The organism is Bradyrhizobium sp. Kon58 (genome assembly GCF_055807455.1).
In genome coordinates, this window is sequence record NZ_JBVVOT010000002.1 from 180,703 (window position 1) to 197,984 (window position 17,282).

Genomic DNA, 17,282 nt, shown 5'->3' on the forward strand with positions numbered 1-17,282 from the left:
GCAGCCTCCTGAAGTGTGTCGCGTGTCCATCAAATTCCCAGCGCGTTTTCGCCGGCTTCGCGGCCGGGTACGCTGACATGGACTTCGTGTCCCTCGCGAAGCGCCAACGAGGCGGCAGCCACCGCCGATTCGAAGGCCGCTTCCTTGGTGCTGTATCTGTTCCTGACGTCGCCGTCGTGCAGCACGCCCCATTCGTCCTGCACCGGCACGATCGTGTATTGAGCAAGGCCCATGGTGTAACTCCTCGAGATCTATCGCTGCGTGAGCTGCGGGTGCGCGGCGGTCACGCGCCACACAATGTTGCCGCTGTCATCGGCGACCAGCAGCGCGCCGGTCTTGTCGATGGCGACGCCGACGGGCCGCCCGCGCGCCTGGTTGTCGCTGTTGAGGAAGCCGGTGACGACATCCTGCGGCGGGCCGCTCGGCTTGCCGTCCGTGAACGGCACGAACACCACCTTGTAGCCGTTCAAGACCTGCCTGTTCCAACTGCCGTGCTCGCCGACGAAGGCGCCGCCGCGATAAGCGGCCGGCAGACTCGCGCTCGTGTTGAAGGCCATTCCGAGCGGCGCGACATGCGAGCTCAGCGCGTAGTCAGGCACGATCGCCTTGGCGACGAGGTCGGGACGCTCCGGCTTGACGCGCGGATCGACGTGCTGGCCGTAATAGCTGTAGGGCCAGCCGTAGAAGCCGCCGTCCTTCACCGATGTCATGTAGTCTGGCACGAGGTCGGGGCCGAGTTCGTCGCGCTCGTTCACGACTGTCCACAGCACGCCCGTCTGCGGCTCGAAGCTGAGTCCGTTGGGATTGCGCAAGCCGCTTGCGAAGATGCGCCAGCGGCCGCTGGCACGGTCGATCTCGAGGATGGCGGCGCGATTGTGCTCGGCCTCCATGCCGTTCTCGGTGATGTTGCTGTTGGAGCCGACGCCGGCATAGAGCTTCGAGCCGTCGGGGCTTGCGACCAGGCTCTTGGTCCAGTGATGGTCGATCGGTCCGCCCGGCAGCGGCGTCAGCACCGTGCCCGGCGCGGTGATCTTGGTATCGCCTTCGGTATAGGGATATTTGACGATCGCATCGGTGTTGGCGACATAGAGATCGTTGCCGACCAGCGCGACGCCGAACGGCGAGTTGAGATGGTCGAGGAAGACGCTTTGCGTGTCCGGGACGCCGTCGCCGTTGCTGTCGCGCAGCAGCGTGATGCGGTTGCTCTCGCCGGTGTCGCCGCCTGATGTCGCCCAGGACTCGATGTATCCCATCACGATTTCCTTGGGCCGCTTGATCGGAGCGCCCTTCGGCGCCTTGGATTCCACCACCAGCACGTCGCCGTTGGGAAGCACGTAGAGAAATCTGGGGTGCTGCAAGCCGGTCGCGAAGGCCTTGGCCTGCAAGCCCTGCGCAACGGCCGGCGTCTCGTCCTTTTTCCAGCCGACGATACGGGCGATGTGCATCGGCGGCAGCAGATATTGCTGGATGTCGGGAAGCGTCGGGTTGGCCCCGGTTTGCGCCTTCGGATCGCCACTGCCGTCGTTGCAGCCGGCGAGAGACAGCAGCGAAGCGCACAACAGCACCCGAGCGATTGCGGAGTTCATCGCGCAACTCCTACGCCGTGGCGATACACCATGGCCCAGCCGAGCCAGCCGGTGACCGGCAGGATCAATACGGTGATGGCTGAAAGAAGGAGCCCGGTCGGCCACACGGAGGTCCAGGCATCGCGCGTATGGATCAACGCATTGACGGTGGCCAGGATCAGCGCCAGCGCGTTGCCGATCAGATGCGGCCAGGCCGGCGACTGCGCCCGCACCAGGCGGTTGCCGAGGAAATCGGTCAGGCCGGCGATGGCTGCCAGCACGCCGAAGATCACGCCGACGACCAGAAGCCAGGCCGAAAAATCCGCCCACATGATCTCGGCACTGACGACATAGGCGATGTCGGTCAGCAGCGCTCCAATGAAGCACGCGATCGGGATCGGCACCAGCATCGGATGAATCGGATGGCCCGCGATTTGTGCGGTCGCGCGCACGCGCACGTTATCTTGCACGGTTGGCATCTTGCACGGTTGGCCTCTTGTCAGATCGCCACCCCTCCCCGTTGGAAAACACCCGCTTCCAGCGAAGGTTCCTGATCGTCGGCCTCAGCGCCGCCGCTCCTCAACAGCGCTGCGGCGTCGAAGCACTCACGAGGAACCCCTTGCCGGTGCGGGCCTTGATCCGGGCATTGAGATGAACCTGCCCTTCAGGAGACTGCGGAGTGGACCAGCCTGGCGACGGCGCCTCCTTTAATCCAGCCTCGAAGCTCGACGGCGTTTCGCGGCGCCAGACCGAGCAGATCGAATCCCAAAGCCGGCCGAACGCCGCGCTCATCCACGAGACGATCCGCGCCGAGGGTGAGCAGGAACTGGAACGGCGATGGTGGGCTATCGTGCTGTCCGGCCTCGCCGCCGGTCTTTCGATGGGATTGTCCCTGATCGTCCAGGGCGAGTTTCACGCGCTGATCTCCGACGAGGCCACCCGGCGCCTGGTGGCTCCGCTCGGCTACACGGTCGGTTTCCTGGTCGTGGTGCTGGGACGGCAGCAGCTCTTCACCGAGAACACGCTGACACCGATCCTGCCGCTGTTGCACAACAGGGATCTCGCCACGCTGTGGAGCGTGATCAAGCTGTGGGGCCTGGTGCTCGCCTCCAACATCGCGGGAACCTGGGCGGTCGGATCTGTGCTCGCGCACACCAGCATCTTCGAACCACGCATCGTGGACGCCTTCGTGGATCTCAGCCGCCACACCATCGAGGGCACGTTCACGACGACCCTTGTCCGGGCGATCTTTGCCGGCTGGCTGATCGCCTTGATGGCGTGGCTACTGCCTGCCGTGAAGGGATCGCGCCCGCACCTCGTCGTCGTGATGACCTATGTGGTCGCGCTCGGCCAGTTCGCGCACATCATCGCGGGCTCGGTCGAGTGCGCCTTTCTCGTCCAGAGCGGCCTGGCGTCGCTCTCACAATATGCCTCGGACTTCTTCGTACCGACACTCCTCGGCAATATTCTTGGCGGAACGACACTGGTGGCCCTGCTGAACTACGGACAGGTCGCCCCCGAAATCGACGACCACAGGGAATAAAGAGGCTGCACAAAAGCTGCCGCCTCGACAGGAACGATGGGCGCGAGCCGAGCTTGCCTCAGCAAATTAACGTGCGGCGACAAGCAGGATCAATCATGAGCACTGATATCAAGAGCCCATTCGACAAGGAACCAGCCGAAGGATCACGCGACATCATCGATCGTGAATTGCAGCGTGCCGAAGAGGCCGCCAACAACAAGGTCGATCATCTCCCCGGCGTGAAGGTCAGCGGGCAGCCCCAGGGCGGCGCAGTCGATCGTGCCCGGAAGCAGCGCGAGGAGAAGGATAGCGAACAGGAATAGAGTCGCTCTGCCGACCCGAAACGCCAAGTCGGTCAAGCGAGACGCATCAATTTGTTCGGGACTGGCAATGACTGACAGCCCATCGTTCTGAGGAAACGTGGTTCTGGGGAAACGTGGAACTTCCCAGCACCGCGTATGTTGTGGGCGATGAGTGATGTGGCGGCCAGCGCAAGGCGGGCCGCTATTGCTTACGCACGATTGCCCATCATCGAACTCAGGAGCCCGAAATGAGCCGCGGAATGCCATCGATGACCGCCCTCTTGGGTATGCTCGCAATCGCCGGCTATCAAAATCGGGACAAGCTCGCCGACATGTTTCGCAACGCTACCTCCGGTCAGCCGTCGGGCACCAAGGATTCGCTGAGCGGCATGCTCGGCAATCTTGGGAGCCTTGTGGGAGGCGGCGGCGTCGGTTCGCTGCTGAACGGCGGGATCGGCGAGTTGCTCGAGCACTTCAGACAGAACGGGCAAGGCGATGCGGCTCAATCCTGGATCAATCAGGGGCCAAACCGCGAAGTCACCCCGCCCGAACTCCGGCAGGCTATCGGTCCGGACGTTCTTCAAAAACTTGAGCAGCAGACCGGCCTGTCTCAGCAGGAGATCCTCGACCGATTGTCGCGCGAGCTTCCGGCAGCGGTGGACAAATACACGCCCGAGGGACGTCTTCCGGCGCAATCCTCGGGATAACACTCCTCAAGACTCGAGAAAAGATATGAGCATCATCTGGACGATCATCATCGGTTTCATCGCAGGCGTCATCGCGAAGTTCATCATGCCCGGTGACAACGAGCCCTCGGGTTTCATCCTGACCACGATCCTGGGAATAGTAGGCGCGTTCGTTGCGACCTATCTTGGCCAATCACTCGGCTGGTACCGGCCAGGAGAAGGCGCAGGACTCGTGGGGGCAGTGGTAGGCGCCATCATCGTGCTTTTCGTCTACGGTTTTGTAGCCGGTCGCAGCCGTCGGGCCATCTAACCACAGTGGACGGAATTCCGCGCGTTAGCGGAGAATTCGCCCGGCGCGAAAGGCGATCGGCAAGATGAAATGGATGCTCGTTGTCCTGGTAGGAGGCATGACCCCGGTCAACACCGACCTGGTTTTCGACAAGTTTGCCGATTGCCTTGCCGCCGAGGAGCAGATGCGAAAGCACTATACGGACGCTTTCGAGGCTTGGGACCGATGGGCCGCGGCCAATATCGAGCGACGACGCGAATACTCAAAGGTGCGCGACCTCCAGGCCAAACGGCTGCTCAGCAACATCGGTACGTGCGTTCCTCACGCAGGCGGCGAAGCCGCAGCGCCTCAGCAATTGAGCAATCCGGCACCTTCTCCGCAAGCCACACCTGCGCCGCAGCCAAGTCCGAAAACGTGACGTTTGAGCTCCTAAAAGCCCCCTGGCGGTGTTGGCGTGGTTCGCTTTCTAGCTTTGAACTTTTTCCGCGATCGCGCGTCATACAGTCGAAGCGTCCCTAAGCTTCACCAGAAAGCCCCGCTTCCCCCAGGCGGGGTTTTTGCTGTCGGCGCTGCATCAACGCACCGATCTTTTCAAGCGCCCTTTTGGCTTGACCACTTTTTCCCGATGCAGCAGCCTAGATATGGGCAGGGTTTTGAGGAGGCACAATTGCCGAAAACCCTAGTGGAATTCAGAGCGCAGAACCTTCGTTTACTTGAGCAGCTTTGTCCGGACGATCCGGGCTACATTCAATCGTGGATCAGGAAGTTCGACCAGCAGAATGGGATCGAACCTGAAGCTCCTGCGAAGTCCCGCCGGGAGCGAGGTGTTGCTTCACCCAAGAAGGCAAGGTCCGGCGACCGAACCAATTGAGCGCGTGGTTTCCTTCGCTCGGCGCCGGACGCTACGGCCAAGAGGCGCTGGGCTTAGGCAGCTCGCTGCCTTGTCCGGGGAGCGCTCGCCGTTGCCTTCAACTTACCGCTGCCGGTATTCGACACACGAGCCACACCTCCGAGTGCAGCTGCAAGAACCTCGCGCTGAGCGAGGGCATTTGGCCCGTCAGCTTCATGCATTACGATCTGAGATACTTCGACCTCGAGCAGAAAACCCTGCAACCTCTCGACAACCCGTTCGGCACGAGGCTGTCACCCACGTCTTAGGTACGTTCCGTGACCCATGTCTTCGGGCTGGCATCGAAAGCCTTGGAGCGGGTGAAGGGAATCGAACCCTCGTATTCAGCTTGGAAGGCTGCTGCTCTACCATTGAGCTACACCCGCGACAGGGGCTCCCTAACACGGCCGGGCGGCGGTCTCAACTGCCCAGGATCAACTGCCCAAGGCAAGACAACTGCCCAACAGACGGCTTTCCAGCGTCTTCCCGGCCTTGCGAACAGCCGCTGGTTCCTCCCGAGCCGCCGCCCCTTAACAACACCGGCATTGCCGCCTATATTGATGTCTTCCGCAACCAACGAAAGGAGGTGATCCAGTGTCTCTTACCAAGCGCTGTCACCTCGCTGGGATCGCCCGCTAAGCTTTGAATAAAGGCTTGGCATCGGGGCGCTCTCAGCCCTGGACCAGCGAGCAAGAAATCGGGCGCGACGGGGTCTCCCCCGCCGCGCCTTTTTCGCAGGTCACGCGCCGGCTGCTCAGGCGGGCGGCTCGCCGGCGAGCACCTCGCGGATCCTCAATGACAGGTCCGCCTTCCGGTACGGCTTCCTCAGCAACGCAACGCCGGGACCGAGATGACCCTCGTGGTCGAGGGCATTGTCGGTGTAGCCGGACGTATAGAGCACCCTCATCCCCGGGCGGAGGCGCCGCACGGCCTCGGCCAGTTCCTGCCCGTTCATGCCGCCGGGCATGATGATGTCGGTGAACAGCAGATCGAATTGCGCGCCCTGCTGCACCAGCGCAAGCGCGGTTGCGCCGTCGCCGGCTGCGAGGGTGCGATAGCCGAGGCTGCCGAGCTGGGCGATGACATAGCCCTGCACCAGCGGATCGTCCTCGACGACGAGAATCGTCTCGTGCCCGCGTGCAGCCGCGGGCGCCTGCAGCGACCCGGTCCTGGCCTGCGCTCCGCCCGCAGAGCGCGGCAGAAACAGCCGAATCACGGTGCCGCGGCCTTCCTCACTCTCGATTGCAACGCTGCCGCCGCTCTGCTTGGCGAAGCCGTAGACCATGCTGAGGCCGAGCCCGGTGCCGCGACCGACCCCTTTGGTGGTAAAGAACGGCTCGAACACGCGGTCGCGGAGATCGGCGGGGATGCCATGGCCGGTGTCGGCCACCGCGACCATGATGAAGGCGCCGCGCGTGGCGTCGCCGTCGCCAGCACCATTCGCACCATCGAATTCGCGGTTTGCGGTCTCGAGCGTCAGCGTGCCGCCGCCAGGCATCGCATCGCGCGCATTGACGGCGAGATTGATGATCGCCGACGACAGCTGCGACGGATCGGCCATCGCCGGCCAGGCGTCGTCCGCGAGGTGGGTGACGATTTCGACGTTTCCGCCCAGGGTCGGCTTCAACAGCTTCGCCGTCTCGAGCACGAGGCCGTTGACGTCGATCTCGCGCGGTTCCAGCGGCTGGCGACGCGCAAAGGTCAGGAGTTGCGAGGTGATCTCCGCGCCTCGCGCCGCCGCATCGTCGATGAGCTGGGCGATCGCGGCGAGGTCGGGCTTGTCCGCCAGCCCCTCCCGGATGATCTCGATGGTGCCGATGATGACGGTGAGCACGTTGTTGAAGTCATGCGCGACGCCACCGGTGAGCTGGCCGATCGCATCCATCTTCTGCGACTGGCGAAGCCGCTCCTCCGTCTCGTGCTGCTCGGTCAGATCGGTGGCCGAACCACGATACCCCATGAAGCGCCCGTCGGCGCCGAACACCGGCTGGCCGTTGACGCTGAAATGGCGCGCGCGTCCAGCCGCATCGCGGCCGCGATACTCGAACTTCCGGAACGGCTCGTGGCGATCCAGCGTCGCCAGGTGACCGCGCCATTTCTGCGGCTCGGCATCGCGGTCGAAGGCGGCATCTGAACGGCGCCTGCCGATCAGCGCCGTGTGGTCCATGCCGAAAGCATCGGCCCGATCTGAAATGTAGGTGAACACGTGATCCGGGCCGGTCTCCCGGAACCAGTCGGATGCGGTCTCCGCATAGTCGCGGAAGCGCTGCTCGCTCGCGCGGGCGTTCTCCTCAGCATGCCGCCGGATCTTCAGGTCACGCTCGAGATTCCCATTGGCCTCACGCAGCTCGCCATAGGCATGTTCGAGGTTGGCGCACATGGCGTTGAAAGCAACGACCACCTTGTCCAGCTCGTCGGCCTCGTAAGGCGGCCGGCGCTCCAGGCGCAGCGGCGGTGGCGGCCGGCCGAGGCTGTACTTGCCGACGTACTCGGCGATGGCGACGAGATGCCGCGTCACCAGCAGATGAAACATGTAGATGATGAACAACGAGACGAGGAACGTCTTTGCCGCCTGGCTTGCCAGAATGACGAGGGCCCTGTTCAGCAATTGCTGATAGACGTCGGTCAGCGTCGCCTCGACCCGGAGCGTGCCGATGGCGCGCGAGGTCCCCTGCACCATCGTGCTCAGCGGAAATTCCCGGGTCATGATCGAACGGGTGTTTCGCTCGCCGACTTCGACACGGATCGGATTGGGCCGATCGGCGATCTCGCGGACCTCCGCCGCACGGATGGCGGGCAGCCGCAGAATGCCATCGAGCTGCAGCTTGAGCTGGTTCTGGTCGAGATTCCACAGGCTCTCTCCGAGGCTGCCCGTAGTGCTGCGGCCGATCTCGTCCAGCCGCGTCTCGATCAGTCCGACCTCACGATTGTAATCCAGATAGAGCTGGAGCGCGGTCAGGGTCAGCGTCACGACCGACGAGAACAGCAGCACGGCGGCAAGCAGCCGGGGCCCCACGCCGCTGCGCGACCAGTTGAAGATGCGCGACAGGAGTGCCGCGAACATCGGAGGCGCGAGCGCGGCGCCGATGCCGGTCAAATCCTGCTTCGCAGCCGCCGGCGCAATGGCGCGGCCACGCTTGGTCTCATCGTCACCTGCGTTGCCCATGCACCACGTCCCCGAAATGGCGGCACCTGCTCGGCCTACCGGCCGCAGCCGCGCGCAAAGCGAACGGTGAGGCTTTGCCGCGTCACGCGATACACGTGGCGATCCTGTCGGCCCTTGATCCTGTCGGCCCATGGGCGGCCTGAGTTCGACGGGGTCATATCTTGCGCCCAGCAGCAGGATTCCCGGGCAAACTACCACCTCGCGTGCTAGAATGACATCGGTGAAAGTCCGGAGCCGCCCGCACAGCGGGAAGGCGCTGTCAACGTTGCGGACCGGCGCAGCTACCATCTCCGGTAGATCGCGCGACATCGGATGGTAGCAGGGCACGCCGAAGAGGCATGGCCAGGGAGATGCGTCATGAGGCGGATAGTCGTGGTCTGCCTGTTGCTGCTCGCGGCAGGCCCGTCGCAGGCGCAAGAAGTCATCCGGCTCGCACGCATCGCCGATATTCCCGATCAATATGTCGGCGGCGAGATGCTACGCGCGGTCTATGCCAGGCTGAACATCAAGCTCGAATTCGAGGATGTCCCCGGCAAGCGCGCGCTCACGCTGTCGAGCACCGGCGAGGTCGACGGCGAGGTCCAGCGGATCGGAACGCTCTCTCGCGACTATCCGACGCTGATCCAGGTGACACCTGCGATCAATTACATCGAGCCCGCTGTCTTCACCACGAAACTGCAGTTCGACGTCGCCGGCTGGAATTCAATCAGGGACTACAGCATCGGCATCGTACGCGGCGTCGGCTCGTCGGAAGCCGGTACGCGCGGCATGACCCGGGTCACGGCGACGACAAGCCTCGACAACATGGTCAAGATGCTCGATGCCGACCGCTTCGACGTGATGGTCACCGACCTCTTCAGCGGGTTGGCTGCGGTGAAGAAACTCAATCTCCAGGCCAGGATCCATCCGCTCTCACCGCCACTCGAGCGCATCAGCATCTACCACCATCTGCATGAACGGCATCGCGATCTCGTGCCGAAGGTTGGACGGATGATCGAGCAGATGGAGGCGAGCGGCGAACTCGCCCGGTTGCGGGAAACCCTGATCAAGCAGGTGCTGAGCGGGATGTGACACGTGAGCTTAGAAGCCGCAAACGCTCATTGCGGGCGCGCGCTTGCCGCGCCGGCTTTCGACGATGCGCTCGCCGCCGCTCTCGGCCGAGCTGCCGTAATAGCGGTGATGGCCGCTCTGGTCGTGCAGATCCGCAGCGTCCGACTTTCCCGCCCGACGCGCGTCGCAGATGATCTTGCAGATGATCTTGATGGTCGACATGGCCGCCTCCGAAGTGTTCTTGGTGGCAATCAGTCGCGCCGATTTCGAGCGGCGTTCACACCTTTCGGCCGCAATCGGGTTTCGGGAAGATTTCGTCGCCGCACCCCGCGACGCAATATTTTCCCCCGCCCCATTGTCGGCTGCGACGGTGGTGATACGTCCTTTGGACGCGCGCAGCGAAAATCAACGAGGTGACGATGCTTTACGCCATCCTGGCCTATCACGTGGAAGACGAGATCTTGTCCTGGACGCCCGAAAAGGACGCCGCAGTTGTGGCCAAAGTCATCGAGGTTCAGGCGCCCCTCCGGGCAAGCGGGCATTTCGGCCCGGCCGCTCGCCTGGATGAGACCCGAAAGGCCCGCACCTTGCGCGGCCCCGGCGCGGGCGTCGTGCTGGATGGCCCGTTTGCCGAGACCAAGGAGCAGCTCCTGGGCTTCCACCTCGTCGAATACGACACGGACGAGGAGGCGATCGCGGCCGCGCGGACCCTGCGCCAGGTTAATCCGTCAGCGGTCTACGAAATCCGCCCGGTCAAGCTTTACGTGCCGGCCGACGGGTTCGGCACGACGCAAGACTGAGCCGCGGCCCTACGCGTCCGTCCCGGCCGGGGAGGCATAGAAGCGCTGGATCAGCAGGCCGCCGAAGGCGATGAACCACACGAACGGCGCGACTTGCGGCGCGAACGCCGCAACGACCGTGCCCGGGATGAACACCAGCAGCGGAAACAGCGAAGCCATGATCTCCTGGCGCCAGCCGCCCAGGATCCTGAACCACAGCCAGGCATTGAGGCCAGCGATCGCAGTCAGGTGCAGGCCGTAGAGCACCGCGACCGCACTGCTCGTGGGGTAGTTGGTGTAGAGGCCGTTGGTCACCGGCAGCAGCACGATCGACAGCAGGAAGAACAGATTGAGGATCACCGCGCCGCGGCTGCCGACCGGCTGGCGCGCCAGCCGCCGGTGATGGCTGATCCAGAACACGCCGGCGATGATGAAGCTGAGCGCTAGACCCGCGAGCTTGCCGGAATAGACCCGGGCGAGATCGTTCCAGTCGGGCGCGCTGCTGAACACCGCGGCCCTGGGCAGGTCGTAGGCGAGCAGCGTCATGGCGACGCCAAAGATGGTGTTGCTGAGCGATTCCAGCCGTCGCATCTCGAATTGGTCGGATTTGAGCTCGGTCATGCCGGGTGGCGCTTTTTCGGAATGGAACCTTGGGCCGTCTTGTCCCTAGGTCTTAACATCGGTCCCGTCCAGACGCATTGCGATTCGCAGCGGGATCGCCGACTCTGGCTGTTTCACCGGGGCGATTCGTGGCGACATATCTGGACACGCTCAATGCGGAGCAGCGCCGCGCCGTGGAGCATGGCGTGGCCGATGGTGCGACCGTAGGCGCGCCCCTGCTCGTCATCGCCGGTGCAGGCTCCGGCAAGACCAATACGCTGGCGCATCGCGTCGCGCATTTGATCGTCGCGGGCAGCGATCCGCGCCGCATCCTCTTGATGACGTTCTCGCGCCGCGCCGCGGCCGAGATGGCCGGCCGGGTCGAGCGCATCGCCCGAAAAGTGCTCGGCGAAAACAACGCCGCGATCATGCGTGACGCGCTCGCCTGGGCCGGCACTTTCCACGGTATCGGCGCACGGTTGCTGCGCGAATATGCCGAACGGATCGGCGTCGATCCTGCCTTCACCATCCACGACCGCGAGGATTCCGCCGACCTGATGAACCTGGTCCGGCACGAGCGCGGATTGTCGAAGACCGAGAGCCGCTTTCCCGCCAAAGGCACCTGTCTGTCGATCTACTCGCGCTGCGTCAATGCCGAGATGGAGATCGAGAAGGTGTTGGGGGCGCACTATCCCTGGTGCGCAGGCTGGGCGGCCGAGCTGAAGGGCCTGTTCGCGGCCTATGTCGAGGCCAAGCAGACCCAGCACGTGCTCGATTACGACGACCTCCTGCTCTACTGGTCACAGATGATGAGCGATGCGCTGATCGCGGAAGAAATCGGTGCCCGCTTCGATCACGTCTTGGTCGACGAATATCAGGACACCAACCGCCTGCAATCCTCGATCCTGCTGGCGCTGAAGCCGGACGGACGCGGCCTCACCGTCGTCGGCGACGACGCGCAGTCGATCTATTCGTTCCGCGCCGCCACCGTCCGCAACATCCTGGATTTTCCGCAGAGCTTCTCGCCCCGCGCCGAGATGATCACGCTCGACCGCAATTACCGCTCGACGCAACCCGTGCTGGCGGCGGCCAACGGCGTCATCGGCCTGGCGCGCGAGCGCTTCACAAAAAACCTCTGGACCGATCGCGCCGCCACGCAAAAACCGCAACTCGTCACCGTGCACGACGAGGCCGACCAGGCCCGTTACATCGTCGAGGAGGTGCTGGCAAACCGCGAGCAAGGCGCGCTCCTGAAGCACCAGGCGGTGCTGTTCCGGACGTCCTCGCATTCCGGTCCTCTCGAGATCGAGCTCACCCGCCGCAACATTCCCTTCGTCAAGTTCGGAGGGCTCAAGTTTCTCGACGCCGCGCATGTCAAGGACGTGCTGGCGCTGCTGCGCTTCACCGAGAATCCGCGCGATCGCGTCGCCGGCTTCCGCATCCTGCATCTGTTGCCGGGCATTGGACCCGCGACGGCGCAGCGTGTGCTCGACCAGATGGCCGAGAGCACCGATCCGCTCGCCGCGCTCGGCCAGCTCCCGGTGCCGCCGCGCACCGGCGCGGACTGGACCGACTTCGTCCGCACCATCGAAAATTTGCGCTATTCGGAATGGCCGACTGACCTCGAACGCGTGCGGCTGTGGTACGAACCGCATCTCGATCGCCTGCACGAGGATTCCGAGGCCCGCCGCGCCGATTTGATGCAGCTCGAGCAGATCGCGAGCGGCTATGCCTCGCGCGAGAAATTCCTGACCGAGCTCACGCTCGATCCGCCGGATGCGACCAGCGACAAATCCGGGCCACCCTTGCGCGACGAGGACTATCTGATCCTCTCCACCATCCACTCCGCCAAGGGCCAGGAGTGGAAATCGGTATTCGTGCTCAACGTCGTCGACGGCTGCATGCCGTCGGATCTCGGCGCCGGCACCAGCGCCGAGCTCGAGGAGGAACGCCGCCTGCTCTATGTCGCGATGACGCGCGCCAAGGACGATCTGCACCTCGTGGTGCCGCAGCGCTTCTTCACCCGCGGCCAGGCCGCCAAGGGCGACCGCCACGTCTACGCCTCGCGCACCCGCTTCATCCCGGAGCAGCTCGTCTATCTGTTCGAGCGCACCGCCTGGCCGAAAGCCGGCGCAAGCTCAGCGCGCACTGCCGCGCAAGGGCCAAAGGTCGACATCGGGGCAAGGATGCGGGGGATGTGGCGGTAAGACACAAGAGGCTGGTATCGGGACTTGTCAGGATAACTGGAACAACAGAGGTCCGACATGAAAGCCGTCGTCGTCGAGCAATACGCGTCCATCGATCAAATTGAGCTGAAGGACGTTGCGTCTCCGCGCATCGGGCCCGGACAGCTGCGCATCCGGGTAGAGGCTGCGGGAATCGGATTCGTCGACGGCTTGAAGATCCAGGGTCTCTACCAGACCAAGGAACCACTGCCCTTCATTCCCGGAACTGAATTCGCAGGGATCGTGGACGAAGCGCCCGGTGCACCGGGCGGCTATCGACCCGGCATGCGCGTGATGGGCATGACGCGGTCGGGCGCGCTCGCCGAAGAGATCGTCGTCACCCCCGAAGCGCTCTATCCCCTGCCGGACGGCGTCGCGGCGGAGGTCGCCGCCTCGTTTCGTGCCAATTACCTGACCGCCCTCTATGCGCTGAGTGCGCGCGCGTCGCTCGGCGCAGGCGAACAGCTTCTGGTGTTGGGCGCAGCGGGCGGCACGGGAATCGCAGCTGTCCAGATTGGCAGGCTGCTCGGCGCCCGCGTGATCGCAGCGGCATCGACACCAGACAAGCGCGAGTTCGCGCGACAGCACGGCGCCGATGCCGTGGTTGATTACACGCAGACCAACTGGCGCGACACATTGAAGGAATTGACGGGAGGACACGGCGCCGACGTGATCTTCGACCCCGTCGGCGGCGAAGTCTCGGTTCAGGCCTTTCGCTCAATCGCATGGCGCGGCCGTCATCTCGTGGTCGGTTTTGCCGCCGGCGCGATCCCTGCATTGCCGTTCAACCTGCCACTGCTGAAGGGTGGCGCCCTGCTCGGCGTCGACCTCGCGCAGCTTCCAATCCGCGAGCCCGAGGTGCAGAAGCGCCTGATGTCGGAGCTGACGGCATGGTTGGCCGAAGGCCAGCTGAAGCCCGTGGTCGGTCGCGTCTTCACGCTGGATGATTTCCGGGAAGCGTTCAGGACCATGCAGACGCGCGGGGCGCTTGGCAAGATGGTCGTGCGTATCTCGATATAGGACGCACCGGCGCGCGGGATGTGGCGGCAGCTAAGCGTTGAGCCGGTCGAACTGGACCTTGCCTGCCTTCATGACCACCGGGATGTGCTCGCCTTGGCCGAGCAGGCAGGCCACGTCGCGCAGCGGATTGCCGTCGACCACCAGCAGGTCCGCAATGGCTTCGGGCGCGACCCGGCCGAGCTTGCCTTCCATGCCGAGCACCTCGGCGCCGACCAATGTCGCGCTGGCAATGACGGCGCGCGGCCCGAGAATCTCGGCGCGGATGCGGAATTCGTCGCTCTGCAGACGCTGCGACGGCCCAAGCAGGTCGCTGCCGAACCCCATCTTCACGCCGGCATCGCGATAGATCGTGAGCGAACGCAGCCCGGCGTCGCGGACATCGGCGATCTTGGCCACGCTCTCCGGCGGCAGGCCATACTGGGCGCCCTCGTTGGCCAGCGCCTCGTAGGTGACGAGCGTCGGCACCACATAGGCGCCCTTCTCGGCCATCAGCTGCGCGGTCGGAGCATCGACCAGATTGCCGTGCTCGATGGTGCGCACCCCGCAGCGCACCGCGCGTTCGATCGCGGCAGCGGTGTAGGCGTGGGCCAGCACATAGGTCTGACGCCCGCGCGCCTCCTCGACGATGGCGCGGATCTCGTCCTCGGAGTAGCCGAAGGCGCCGACCGGATCGGTCGGTGAAGCGACGCCGCCGGAAGCCATGATCTTGATCTGGTCGGCGCCCATCTGGAGTTCCTCGCGCGCCGCCCTGCGGACGCCATCGACACCATCGGCAACGCGCGCCAGCGCGCCGACACGCACGCAGCAGGGGCACGGTGCGTCGCTGGCGAGGTAGTCCGAGCGGGCCCGCATGTCGCCGTGGCCGCCGGTCTGGCTGAGCGCACGTCCCGAGACGAACAGCCGTGGACCGTCGGTGAGACCGGTCTCGATCGCCTGCTTCAATGCGTGGCCGGCGCCGCCGGCGTCGCGCACGGTGGTGAAGCCCCGCCGCAGCATGCCGCGCAGCAGCAGCGTCGAACGCAGCGTCACCAGCACGTTCGGCATGTGCACCTGCTGCGCCAAATTGAGCTCGACGGCGATCGCATGCACATGCAGGTCGATCAGGCCGGGCATCAGCGTCTTGCCCTTCAGATCGACGGTGCGGTCGGCTTCCACCTGGAGCGGCCGATCGGAAACCTCCTTGATCAGATTGTCCTCGACCAGCACGTGATGCCCCTCCAGGAGGTCCGGCTGGAGCGGATCGAGCAGAGCGGCGTTCTTGAAGAGCACACGGGACATGACGACTTCCTGTCTGATCAGACCTGGATGAACAGCGCGGGCAGAGCGAGCTGGGCGAATGGAAGACACGCAGCGACGTCGTCCTCACCGTACCAGCCTGCCTCATGGAGCAGATTGAGCGAGCCGAGCGTGCGCCCGCGCCAGCGCACGGGCATGTTGAGCACGCTTTCGCAGCCGAGCGAAGCGATCAGCTCGTGATCGGAAAACACCTCGCGCAGATCGTCCCGGGTGCGGCCGATATAGGCCTCGCCGCGGTCGAGCACGGCCTCGGTCCACGGCCCCGGCGCCAGGCGTTTGCGTCCGCCCGCCGGGTAAGGTCCGGGAAGATTGGAATACACCCGCGCTGCTTCCCTTGTGTCGTCGTCATAGGTCAGGATCGTGAACAGCTTGTGCCCGATCGCCGATTTCAGGGCGTCGTCCAGCGCCGAGTACAGGGCATCCGGCTGATCCGGCCTGCCCTGCGCGGCCGCGACAGCGCAGAGCAGCGGATCGGATCGGTGTTTCGTCTCCCTCATGCGACTTCGCCCGCGGCAATCTCTTCCAGCGAACGGCCGCGCGTCGGCACGCCCATCAGCACCACGGTCAGCGCGCCTAACAGCAGGACGCTCGTGGTGAGGCCGAACACGCCGGCGAAGCCGAAATTGGGATAGAGATATCCGACCAGGATCGGCGAGACGATCGCACCGATGCGGCCGATTGCGGAGGCGAGCCCGGCGCCGGTGGTTCTGACCGCCGTCGGAAATACCTCGGCGGTATAGGCATAGACGCCGGCATAGGTGCCGTTCATGAAGAAGGACAGCAAGATTCCGGCGACCATGATGTGCTGGTCGCTCTGCGCGAACGCCAGCCCGAGCGCGCTGGCGCCGCCGAGCACCATGTAGGAGGCAATCGTCGCCTGCCGGCCGATGCGCTCGTTGAAGTACGCGGCGCTGAAATAGCCGGGGATCTGCGCGCAATAGATAGCGATCGAATAGGCGAAGCTCTTGGTGATGCTCATGCCGTTCTGGACCAGAAGGCCGGGGATCCAGACGAAGAAGGAATAGTAGCTGAACGTGATCGTCAGCCACATGATCCAGGTCATGATGGTGATGCGCGCCTGGCGGCCGGCGAGCAGCGCGGCAAAGTTGGCAAGCAGCGTCCCACCAGTCACGGCAGGCGCCGTGATTTCGACGACCGGTTGCGGCAGGACGTGGCCTTGGCTCGCAAAGCCGGCCTCGATCCTGTCCAGCACGGCTGCGGCTTCCTTCTCGCGGCCCCGGCTTTCCAGCCAGCGCGGCGATTCCGGCAGCGCCCTGCGCCACCACAGCAGCATGACGACCGGCACCGCGGTGATCACCAGAACGATGCGCCAGCCGTTCTCATAGGCGGGCACGATGAAATAGCCGAGCAAGGCCGCCGCGACGAAACCGAAGGAGAAGAAGCCGGCCAGCGCGCCGGTAAAGCTGCCGCGGTAACGCCGTGCGACGAATTCCGCCAGATAGGGCGCAATGATTGCGCTCTCCGCGCCGGTGCCCATGCCCGCGACCACGCGGGCGGCGAAGAAGGACGACCAGTCGTTCACCGCCGCGCTGACGATGGATGCGACGCAATAGAGCGCCAGCGCCGACATCATCACCGCACGACGGCCGATCAGGTCACCCAGCGTGCCCGCCAGCAGCGCACCGAACAGGAAGCCGATATAGGTGCTGCTGCCGAGCACGCCGATCTGCACGCTCGACAGATTCCAGGTCGTGCGCAGCACCGGCAGGATGAACGCCAGCACGGCTGCATCCATCGCGTCGAACATGTAGCCGAGCCCGCCCATCAGCAGCAGATGCCCGTGGAAGCGTGCGAATGGAAGGCGCTCGATGCGCGCCGAGATCATCGACATGAAAGTCCCCTCTGTCTGGCGGCCCGGCACTCCGCTCATTC

Annotated in this window: 18 protein-coding genes and 1 tRNA gene; 9 read left to right on the forward strand and 10 right to left on the reverse strand. The window is 64.5% G+C overall.

What is annotated here, in order from left to right; translation table 11 throughout:
• Nucleotides 1–29: 29 nt before the first annotated feature.
• From AC0L20_RS04605 to AC0L20_RS04615, 3 genes are read right to left on the reverse strand one after another with little or no spacing between them, the layout of a single operon-like run.
• Complete coding sequence (locus tag AC0L20_RS04605; RefSeq protein ID WP_007602912.1) at nucleotides 30–233, reverse strand: hypothetical protein; 204 nt, start codon at nucleotides 231–233, stop codon at nucleotides 30–32.
• Nucleotides 234–251: 18 nt separating this feature from the next.
• Nucleotides 252–1,586: a PQQ-dependent sugar dehydrogenase gene (locus AC0L20_RS04610; RefSeq protein ID WP_473287602.1), complete on the reverse strand. Its 1,335-nt coding sequence runs from the start codon at nucleotides 1,584–1,586 to the stop codon at nucleotides 252–254.
• Nucleotides 1,583–2,035, reverse strand: a complete 453-nt coding sequence (locus AC0L20_RS04615) for a DUF2231 domain-containing protein (protein WP_473287603.1) — start codon at nucleotides 2,033–2,035, stop codon at nucleotides 1,583–1,585. Before AC0L20_RS04615 ends, AC0L20_RS04610 begins: the two co-directional genes overlap by 4 nt.
• Before the next feature lie 209 nt (nucleotides 2,036–2,244).
• Here AC0L20_RS04615 and AC0L20_RS04620 point away from each other — a divergent pair, with 209 nt between their 5' ends.
• The 5 genes from AC0L20_RS04620 (at nucleotide 2,245) to AC0L20_RS04640 (ending at nucleotide 4,782) form a co-directional block, all read left to right on the forward strand.
• Nucleotides 2,245–3,108 (forward strand): formate/nitrite transporter family protein, encoded by an 864-nt coding sequence (locus AC0L20_RS04620; protein WP_473287604.1) that lies wholly within the window; start codon nucleotides 2,245–2,247, stop codon nucleotides 3,106–3,108.
• Between the two features lie 95 nt (nucleotides 3,109–3,203).
• Nucleotides 3,204–3,410 carry a hypothetical protein gene (locus tag AC0L20_RS04625; RefSeq protein WP_473287605.1) on the forward strand — a complete coding sequence of 69 codons (207 nt, stop codon included), beginning with the start codon at nucleotides 3,204–3,206 and terminating at the stop codon, nucleotides 3,408–3,410.
• Between the two features lie 227 nt (nucleotides 3,411–3,637).
• A complete protein-coding gene (locus tag AC0L20_RS04630; protein WP_473287606.1) occupies nucleotides 3,638–4,096 on the forward strand; it encodes a YidB family protein in 459 nt (152 codons plus the stop codon).
• Between the two features lie 25 nt (nucleotides 4,097–4,121).
• Nucleotides 4,122–4,385 (forward strand): GlsB/YeaQ/YmgE family stress response membrane protein, encoded by a 264-nt coding sequence (locus AC0L20_RS04635; protein WP_018459399.1) that lies wholly within the window; start codon nucleotides 4,122–4,124, stop codon nucleotides 4,383–4,385.
• Between the two features lie 64 nt (nucleotides 4,386–4,449).
• Entirely contained in the window at nucleotides 4,450–4,782 is a 333-nt protein-coding gene (locus AC0L20_RS04640) for a hypothetical protein (RefSeq protein ID WP_247287070.1), read from the forward strand.
• A 783-nt stretch (nucleotides 4,783–5,565) separates the two neighbouring features.
• On the opposite strand, the gene AC0L20_RS04645 is transcribed toward AC0L20_RS04640, so the two are convergent.
• Nucleotides 5,566–5,639 (reverse strand) — tRNA-Gly (locus AC0L20_RS04645).
• 368 nt (nucleotides 5,640–6,007) lie between these two features.
• Nucleotides 6,008–8,419, reverse strand: a complete 2,412-nt coding sequence (locus AC0L20_RS04650) for an ATP-binding protein (protein WP_473287607.1) — start codon at nucleotides 8,417–8,419, stop codon at nucleotides 6,008–6,010.
• A 357-nt stretch (nucleotides 8,420–8,776) separates the two neighbouring features.
• On the opposite strand from AC0L20_RS04650, the gene AC0L20_RS04655 reads away from it, so the two are divergent.
• Nucleotides 8,777–9,490, forward strand: coding sequence for a substrate-binding periplasmic protein (locus AC0L20_RS04655; RefSeq protein ID WP_473287608.1), 714 nt, complete (start codon nucleotides 8,777–8,779; stop codon nucleotides 9,488–9,490).
• 9 nt (nucleotides 9,491–9,499) lie between these two features.
• On the opposite strand, the gene AC0L20_RS04660 is transcribed toward AC0L20_RS04655, so the two are convergent.
• Nucleotides 9,500–9,691, reverse strand: a complete 192-nt coding sequence (locus tag AC0L20_RS04660) for a hypothetical protein (RefSeq protein WP_473287609.1) — start codon at nucleotides 9,689–9,691, stop codon at nucleotides 9,500–9,502.
• A gap of 197 nt (nucleotides 9,692–9,888) precedes the next feature.
• Between AC0L20_RS04660 and AC0L20_RS04665 the strand changes: the two genes are divergently transcribed.
• Nucleotides 9,889–10,269, forward strand: coding sequence for a YciI family protein (locus AC0L20_RS04665; protein ID WP_473287610.1), 381 nt, complete (start codon nucleotides 9,889–9,891; stop codon nucleotides 10,267–10,269).
• 9 nt (nucleotides 10,270–10,278) lie between these two features.
• Here AC0L20_RS04665 and AC0L20_RS04670 read toward each other — a convergent pair whose 3' ends face one another.
• Nucleotides 10,279–10,869, reverse strand: a complete 591-nt coding sequence (locus AC0L20_RS04670) for a TMEM175 family protein (RefSeq protein ID WP_473287611.1) — start codon at nucleotides 10,867–10,869, stop codon at nucleotides 10,279–10,281.
• Nucleotides 10,870–10,997: 128 nt separating this feature from the next.
• Here AC0L20_RS04670 and AC0L20_RS04675 point away from each other — a divergent pair, with 128 nt between their 5' ends.
• Nucleotides 10,998–13,055, forward strand: coding sequence for an ATP-dependent helicase (locus AC0L20_RS04675; RefSeq protein WP_473287612.1), 2,058 nt, complete (start codon nucleotides 10,998–11,000; stop codon nucleotides 13,053–13,055).
• A gap of 57 nt (nucleotides 13,056–13,112) precedes the next feature.
• Nucleotides 13,113–14,093, forward strand: coding sequence for an NADPH:quinone oxidoreductase family protein (locus AC0L20_RS04680; protein WP_473287613.1), 981 nt, complete (start codon nucleotides 13,113–13,115; stop codon nucleotides 14,091–14,093).
• A 30-nt stretch (nucleotides 14,094–14,123) separates the two neighbouring features.
• Here AC0L20_RS04680 and AC0L20_RS04685 read toward each other — a convergent pair whose 3' ends face one another.
• Genes AC0L20_RS04685 through AC0L20_RS04695 form a run of 3 tightly spaced genes read right to left on the reverse strand, consistent with a single transcriptional unit; the run spans nucleotide 14,124 to nucleotide 17,241 of the window.
• Nucleotides 14,124–15,371: a metal-dependent hydrolase family protein gene (locus AC0L20_RS04685; RefSeq protein WP_473287614.1), complete on the reverse strand. Its 1,248-nt coding sequence runs from the start codon at nucleotides 15,369–15,371 to the stop codon at nucleotides 14,124–14,126.
• 17 nt (nucleotides 15,372–15,388) lie between these two features.
• On the reverse strand, nucleotides 15,389–15,886 hold the full coding sequence (locus tag AC0L20_RS04690) for a GAF domain-containing protein (protein WP_473287615.1): 498 nt from the start codon (nucleotides 15,884–15,886) through the stop codon (nucleotides 15,389–15,391).
• Nucleotides 15,883–17,241: an MFS transporter gene (locus AC0L20_RS04695; protein ID WP_456769383.1), complete on the reverse strand. Its 1,359-nt coding sequence runs from the start codon at nucleotides 17,239–17,241 to the stop codon at nucleotides 15,883–15,885. The genes AC0L20_RS04690 and AC0L20_RS04695 overlap by 4 nt, the downstream gene beginning before the upstream one ends.
• Nucleotides 17,242–17,282: the final 41 nt, after the last annotated feature.